This is a genomic window from Agromyces binzhouensis (genome assembly GCF_004135055.1).
Classification (GTDB): domain Bacteria; phylum Actinomycetota; class Actinomycetes; order Actinomycetales; family Microbacteriaceae; genus Agromyces; species Agromyces binzhouensis.
The window spans coordinates 1-6088 of record NZ_SDPL01000177.1 but is presented as its reverse complement, the minus strand read 5'-3'; the positions used below and the strand labels follow the sequence as shown (position 1 = coordinate 6088).

Sequence of the window (6088 nt, the reverse complement as noted above, 5' to 3'; positions counted from 1 at the left end):
GCGCCGCGCCGCCGCCGTGCGGCGCTAGCCTGCGCTCATGCAGTGGTGGAATGACATCGTCGCCTGTGCGCCGCGCCGCCGCCGTGCGGCGCTAGCCTGCGCTCATGCAGTGGTGGAATGACATCGTCGCCTGGCTCCTCTCGGACGAGAACCGTCCCGTGCTGTTCACGGCCGGCGTCGTGTTCATCTCGGTCCTCGTCTCCGGGCTGCTCTCGGCGTGGATCGCCCGGTCCGCCGTGCGCGGCCTGATCCGGCAGCGCGACCGGGAGCTGCGCCACGCCGCGATCGCGACGCTCATCGACGCCGCGACCGAGGCGTCGGTGTGGAACTCGCTGACGCCGCAGGAGCAGGTCCTCGCCGATCGGGCCGTCGGGCAGGCCGACATCCAGGTCCGCCTGCTGCCGCTGCGCGGAGCGGATGTCGCCGCCGACTGGGCGGCCCACCAGCTGCACGAGCTGAAGCGCGCCTCGGCGACCTTCGGATACCAGCTCGACCCCGCCGTCGCGGAGTTCCGCGAGCGCATGCTCGAGTGGCAGCGGCATCCGTCGCGCACCCGACGCGATTTCCGCAACGACCTCGAGCGGTGGCGTGCGCAGCGCGACGAGCCGGTGCAGGAGCTCGCCGCCGAGCAGGACTCCTGGGTCGCGGAGCAGCACCACGAGCGCTACGCGCAGGCTCCCCTCGTCGACGATGCGGCGACGCAGCCGGTCACGACCTCCCCCGAGGCCCCGGCCGACGAGGTCGCCGACGCGGACACGGACCGTCGGGCGGTCGCCCAGCGGGACTGACCGCGCCACGCCGGAGCACGAGCCCCGCCCGCCCTGCGGAGTGGCTCAGTCGCGCCACCACGAGTCGAACATCGTGACGGGCTCCGCCCGCTTGTGCCGGGTCTGCAGGAAGCGGGCCTCGATCCGCTCGGCGACCAGGTCGTCGATCTCGCGACCCTCGAGGAAGTCGTCGATGTCGCGGTAGGTCAGCCCGAGGTTGGCCTCGTCGGCCTGACCAGGGTCGTGGTCGAGCAGGTCGGCCGTCGGGGTCTTCAGGTACAGGCGCTCGGGGGCGCCGAGGTGCTCCAGGATCGACCGGCCCTGGCGCTTGGTCAGCCCGGACAGCGGCAGCAGGTCGGCGCCGCCGTCGCCGAACTTCGTGAAGAAGCCGGTGACCGCCTCGGCCGCGTGGTCGGTGCCCACGACCAGGAGCCCGCCCTCGCCCGCGAGCGCGTACTGCGCGACCATCCGCATGCGCGCCTTGACGTTGCCCTTGCCGAAGTCGCTGACCGGTCCGCCGACGGCGGACTCGAACTCGGCGGCGAGTCCGTCGACGCCCTGCTTGACGTTGAACTCGACGGTCTCCGACGGGCGGATGAAGCCGAGCGCCAGTTCGGCGTCGGCCGCGTCGCGCTGCACCCCGTACGGCAGCCGGACGGCGATGAACCGGGCGGAACGCCCCTCGGCCTCGAGTTCCTCGACCGCGAGCTGGCAGAGCCTGCCCGCCAGCGTGGAGTCCTGGCCCCCGCTGATGCCGAGGACCAGGCCGTTCGCGCCGGAGGCGTCGAGGTAGGCCTTCAGGAAGTCCACGCGCCGGCGGACCTGGTCGGCCGGCTCGATGGAGGCCTCGACGTGCAGTTCTTCGATGATCCGTGCCTGGAGGTCGCGCATGCCACGACGATACGACACGCGTGTGACGGGCGGATGACGCACGCAGCCTCGCCGGTCGAGGCCGCGCCGTCGGATAGCATTCCCCCGTACGAAGGGGGCCCGCGTGCACGTCGACGTACCCACACTGGTGCTCATCCCGGTGATCGCGGCGATCGCCCCGCTCGCCACGAGGGCGTTCGGGAAGTGGCTCGCGATCCCGGTCGTCATCTTCGAGATCGTCCTCGGCATCGCACTCGGCCCGTCGCTGCTCGGATGGGTCCAGCCCGATCCGTTCATCGAGCTGATCTCGGACTTCGGGCTCGCGATGCTGTTCTTCCTCGCCGGGCAGGAGATCGACTTCGAGGCGATCCGCGGTCGGCCGCTGGTTCGAGCGAGCCTCGGCTGGGCGATCTCCGTTCCGCTGGGCCTCGCCGCGGGATGGCTCGTGGACCCCGACGCCGGCGCGGTGTTCATCGGCATCGCGCTGACGTCGACCGCGCTCGGCGCGCTGCTGCCGATCCTGCGCGACGCCGGGATGCTCCGGACGCCGTTCGGCGTGTCGGTCCTGGCGATCGGGGCGGCGGGAGAGTTCCTGCCGCTCATCGCGATCTCGATCTTCCTGTCGGGACGCTCGCCGCTCCATGCCGCGATCGTGCTCCTCGCCTTCGCGGTGATCACCGGCCTCGCGATCTGGCGCGCGTCCAGGGGCGACGGCCGCAGGCTCCACGGGGCGATCGGCGCGACGTTGCACACCAGCGGGCAGTTCGCGATCCGGCTGGTGATCATGGTCATGCTCGCGCTCGTGGGACTCTCCATCGTCCTCGACCTCGACATGCTGCTCGGCGCCTTCGCCGCCGGCGTGATCGCCCGCCTCCTGCTCGCCGGAGCGCCCGAGCAGGACCGTCGCACCATCGAGGTGAAGCTCGACGGCATCGGGTTCGGCGTCTTCGTGCCCGTCTTCTTCATCTACACGGGCGTCACGTTCGACCTCGAGGCGCTCGTCGAGGATGCGCGCACGCTCCTCATGCTTCCGCTCTTCACGGTGCTGCTGCTCGTGGTGCGCGGCGTGCCGTCGGCCCTGCTCGCCGCGCCGGGCTCGCACGTGCGCGACCGCGTCTCGACGGGGCTCTTCGGAGCCACGGGGCTGCCCATCATCGTCGCCGTGACCACGATCGGAGTGGAGGCCGGCGACATGGACTCGGGCACGGCCTCCGCCCTCGTCGGCGCGGGCCTGCTCTCACTCCTGCTGTTCCCGCTCATCGCCATCGCGATCACGCGAAGCGGGTCTCGGCGCCCTCGGCAGGAATCGAACCTGCGACCAAGAGATTAGAAGGCTCCTGCTCTATCCGCTGAGCTACGAGGGCCGATCGCCACCACGATACCTCAGGGTTCCGAGCGCGCCCGGGCTCGCGGGACGCGGTCGTGTCGGGCCGCGCGGCTAGACTCACCGCATGGCATCCTCGAGCGACCGACTGGTCTGGATCGACTGCGAGATGACCGGACTCGACCTCGAGGTCGACGAGCTGGTCGAGATCGCGGTCGTGATCACCGACTACGATCTCCGACCGGTCGACGACGGCCTCGACATCGTCATCAAGCCCGACGCGAGTGCGCTCGAGTCGATGGGCGACTTCGTGCGGGCCATGCACACGCAGTCCGGGCTGATCGAGGAGATCCCGAACGGCGTGTCCGTGGCCGACGCCGAGTACCAGGTGCTCGAGTACGTGCTGAAGCACGTCCCCGAGGAGCAGCGCGCACCGCTCGCGGGCAACTCGATCGGCACCGATCGGGCGTTCATCAGCCGGTACATGCCGCGCCTCGACGCGCACCTGCACTATCGCAACGTCGACGTCTCGTCGATCAAGGAGCTGGCGAAGCGCTGGTACCCCCGCGCCTACTTCAACGCGCCCGCGAAGGACGGCGGACACCGTGCGCTCGCCGACATCCTCGAGTCCATCCGCGAGCTCCAGTACTACCGGCGTGCGGTGTTCGTCGCCGACCCCGGGCCGACCAGCCAGGAACTGCAGGCCATCGCCGCCGAGGTGGCCGCCGAGGGGTCCCCCGTGTCCACGAGCGCCTCGAACGTGGTGTAATCTCGTATGGTTGCCGCTGGTGCGAACGAGCGGAACATGGTGGGTATAGCTCAGTCGGTAGAGCGCCTGGTTGTGGTCCAGGAGGTCGCGGGTTCAAGCCCCGTTACTCACCCCAATCGCCTCCAGATCGGAGCCACTCGTGGAACTCGACGCCGAGGCCTTCGAGCGGCTCGTCGTCGATGAACTCGACGAACTGCCCGACGACATGGTCGAGGGCCTCGAGAACGTCGTGTTCGTCGTCGAGGACCGCCCGGAGGACGGCTCGCTCGACCTCCTCGGCCTCTACGAGGGCGTCTCGCTGACCGAGCGCGACCGCTACGGGTTCGGCGAGATGCCGGACCGCATCGTGCTCTACCGCGAGTCGCTGTGCGCGATCGCCGACACCGAGGACGAACTCCGCGACGAGATCCACGTCACCCTCGTCCACGAGATCGCCCACTTCTACGGAATCGACGACGACCGGCTGCACGAGCTCGGCTGGGCGTGAGCGAAGCCGCGCTAGCCTGATTCGCATGAGCCCCTCCCCCGGACGCGTCGTCGGCATCGCCGTCGGCGCGCTCGCGATCCTCGGCATCGGCGTGTACGGCCCGGCGATGCTCCTGGGTCCGCTCCCCGACGTCCAGGTCAGCGTCGACACGGCGCAGGCGGCCGCGCCGGCGACCAGCTCGGTCGCCCTCCCGGCGGACGACGCCACTGCGGTCGCGTTCATCGAGGACGACGGGACGGCGGCGCTCGTCGCGGCCTCCGCGGATGACGAGGCCTCCCCGATCGGCGGCGCCGCGAAGCTCGTCACCGCGCTCGTGGTGCTCGACACCCTCCCCCTGACCGCTGACGACGACGGCCCCTCGATCCGGATCGGGCCGGAGGACTACACCGACTACCTCCGCTACTCCGGGGAGGGGTCGCGAACCGTGCAGGTCTCGCCGGGCGATTCCTGGAGCGAGCGCGACGTCGTCCGCGCCGTGCTCCTCGCCTCGAGCAACAACCATTCCGACACGCTCGCCAGGTGGGCGTTCGGCAGCGTCGACGCCTACGTCACGGCGGCCAACGACTGGCTGGCCGAGCAGGGCTTCACCTCGACGAGGGTCGTGGACACCACCGGGCTCTCGGGCGAGAACGTCGGCACCGCGACGGAGCTCACCCGACTCGCCGGGCTCGCACTCGCGGAGCCGACCCTCGGCGCGATGCTCCGGGACGACGGAAGTGCGCCGACGTCGAGCGTCGATCGACGCATCCCCGACGCGATCGCCCACCTGGGCGACGACGGCATCCGCGCCATCAGCCGGAGCTTCACCGACCAGGCTGCGATCACGTTCGTGTGGACGGCCGAGCTGCGCTCAGGAGACGAGCGACGGACCATGGTCGGCGCGATGACCGGGGTCGACGACTACGAGACGCTCGACCCGGCGGTGCTCGCCGCGGTCGAGGGGATGCAGGCGGCATCCGAGCCGATCGAGGTGATCGCCGCCGGTGCGAGCTACGGCGAGGTCACGTCGGCGTGGGGCGACCGGGCACGACTGATCGCGACGGCAGGTCGAACGGATGCCGCGTTCGGGGCGGTCGCCGAGGACGCGAACGTCGAGGTGGCGCCCTTCACGACCGCACCCGTGGGGAGGCAGGTCGGCACGGTCACCGTCGCGATCGGCGAACGCGAGGTGAGCTCGAAGCTCGAACTCGACCGTGCGATCACGGATCCGGGTCCGATCTGGCGGCTCACCCACCCCGGTGAGTTGATCGGGGCGTTCCTCGCCGGGAACGCCTGAGTCAGTCGTTCTCCTCGTCGGACTCGACCGGGTCGGAGTCCGCGGCGTCGAAGCGGAAGCGGACGCGCAACTGACCGCCGACATCCTTCTGCTCGACGGCGTCGTACCAGAACAAGGACTCGAGGCCGTCGACGGCGGCGACCATGCCGACCCGCTTCTCCGGCTCGCCGCGGACGAGGGCCCGCTGCTCGAAGTCGCCCTCGAGCGGACCGTCGATGAACTCCGCCACATATGTCGCATCACCCATGTGCCGAGCGTAGTCCCGGCCGGGTCCGCGGGACAGCATCCGCGCTGATCAGGCGGCGAGTCGCACGCGGATCGCCGACCGCCGTGCGGCGCCGGACTGCCCTCGGTACCGCCGCCAGTCGGACTCCCACGCGGTCCAGAAGTCGTCGAACGCGCCCTGGTCGCGCTCGAGCGCTCGGTCCCTGCGCGTCTCGTACGGCGCGTCGAGCCAGACGCGGACGGCGCCCGTCGCCCGCGCTCCCGCGAGGAACGCACCGCACCCCTCGAGCACGAGCGGCCGACCGGGTGGCATGCGCTCGACGTCGCCGCGCCGATCGGCGTGCCAGTCCCAGCGGTCCAGCGCGCCGAC

The 6088-nt window shown here is 70.9% G+C and carries 8 protein-coding genes and 2 tRNA genes; 6 read left to right on the top strand and 4 right to left on the bottom strand.

Annotated features, from left to right (window positions below; translation table 11 throughout):
* Nucleotides 1–104 precede the first annotated feature (104 nt).
* On the top strand, nt 105–788 hold the full coding sequence (locus ESO86_RS09855) for a cation:proton antiporter (protein ID WP_129234740.1): 684 nt from the start codon (nt 105–107) through the stop codon (nt 786–788).
* A 45-nt stretch (nt 789–833) separates the two neighbouring features.
* Here ESO86_RS09855 and nadE read toward each other — a convergent pair whose 3' ends face one another.
* Entirely contained in the window at nt 834–1658 is an 825-nt protein-coding gene (gene nadE, locus ESO86_RS09850) for an ammonia-dependent NAD(+) synthetase (RefSeq protein WP_129234742.1), read from the bottom strand.
* A 103-nt stretch (nt 1659–1761) separates the two neighbouring features.
* On the opposite strand from nadE, the gene ESO86_RS09845 reads away from it, so the two are divergent.
* Nucleotides 1762–2967 (top strand): cation:proton antiporter, encoded by a 1206-nt coding sequence (locus ESO86_RS09845; RefSeq protein ID WP_129234741.1) that lies wholly within the window; start codon nt 1762–1764, stop codon nt 2965–2967.
* On the opposite strand, the gene ESO86_RS09840 is transcribed toward ESO86_RS09845, so the two are convergent.
* Nucleotides 2929–3001: transfer RNA gene (locus ESO86_RS09840), tRNA-Arg, on the bottom strand. The genes ESO86_RS09845 and ESO86_RS09840 overlap by 39 nt on opposite strands.
* A gap of 87 nt (nt 3002–3088) precedes the next feature.
* Between ESO86_RS09840 and orn the strand changes: the two genes are divergently transcribed.
* From orn to ESO86_RS09820, 4 genes are all read left to right on the top strand, one after another.
* A complete protein-coding gene (gene orn / locus ESO86_RS09835; protein ID WP_129234739.1) occupies nt 3089–3730 on the top strand; it encodes an oligoribonuclease in 642 nt (213 codons plus the stop codon).
* A 39-nt stretch (nt 3731–3769) separates the two neighbouring features.
* Nucleotides 3770–3845, top strand: a tRNA-His gene (locus ESO86_RS09830).
* A 24-nt stretch (nt 3846–3869) separates the two neighbouring features.
* Nucleotides 3870–4217, top strand: coding sequence for a metallopeptidase family protein (locus ESO86_RS09825; protein ID WP_129234738.1), 348 nt, complete (start codon nt 3870–3872; stop codon nt 4215–4217).
* Between the two features lie 25 nt (nt 4218–4242).
* Nucleotides 4243–5493 (top strand): D-alanyl-D-alanine carboxypeptidase family protein, encoded by a 1251-nt coding sequence (locus tag ESO86_RS09820; RefSeq protein WP_129234737.1) that lies wholly within the window; start codon nt 4243–4245, stop codon nt 5491–5493.
* Nucleotide 5494: 1 nt separating this feature from the next.
* On the opposite strand, the gene ESO86_RS09815 is transcribed toward ESO86_RS09820, so the two are convergent.
* Both ESO86_RS09815 and ESO86_RS18805 read right to left on the bottom strand, forming a co-directional pair.
* Complete coding sequence (locus ESO86_RS09815; RefSeq protein ID WP_129234736.1) at nt 5495–5740, bottom strand: hypothetical protein; 246 nt, start codon at nt 5738–5740, stop codon at nt 5495–5497.
* A 48-nt stretch (nt 5741–5788) separates the two neighbouring features.
* Nucleotides 5789–6088, bottom strand: a 300-nt coding sequence (locus ESO86_RS18805; protein ID WP_479722783.1) for a nucleoside/nucleotide kinase family protein, incomplete at its 5' end; no start/stop codon positions are given.

Excerpts from the sequence above, each read along its gene's own strand:
- ESO86_RS09855 (WP_129234740.1), top strand. The coding sequence starts at position 105 with ATGCAGTGGTGGAATGACATCGTCGCCTGGCTCCTCTCGGACGAGAAC.
- nadE (WP_129234742.1), bottom strand. The coding sequence starts at position 1,658 with ATGCGCGACCTCCAGGCACGGATCATCGAAGAACTGCACGTCGAGGCC.
- orn (WP_129234739.1), top strand. The coding sequence starts at position 3,089 with ATGGCATCCTCGAGCGACCGACTGGTCTGGATCGACTGCGAGATGACC.
- ESO86_RS09820 (WP_129234737.1), top strand. The coding sequence starts at position 4,243 with ATGAGCCCCTCCCCCGGACGCGTCGTCGGCATCGCCGTCGGCGCGCTC.
- ESO86_RS09815 (WP_129234736.1), bottom strand. The coding sequence starts at position 5,740 with ATGGGTGATGCGACATATGTGGCGGAGTTCATCGACGGTCCGCTCGAG.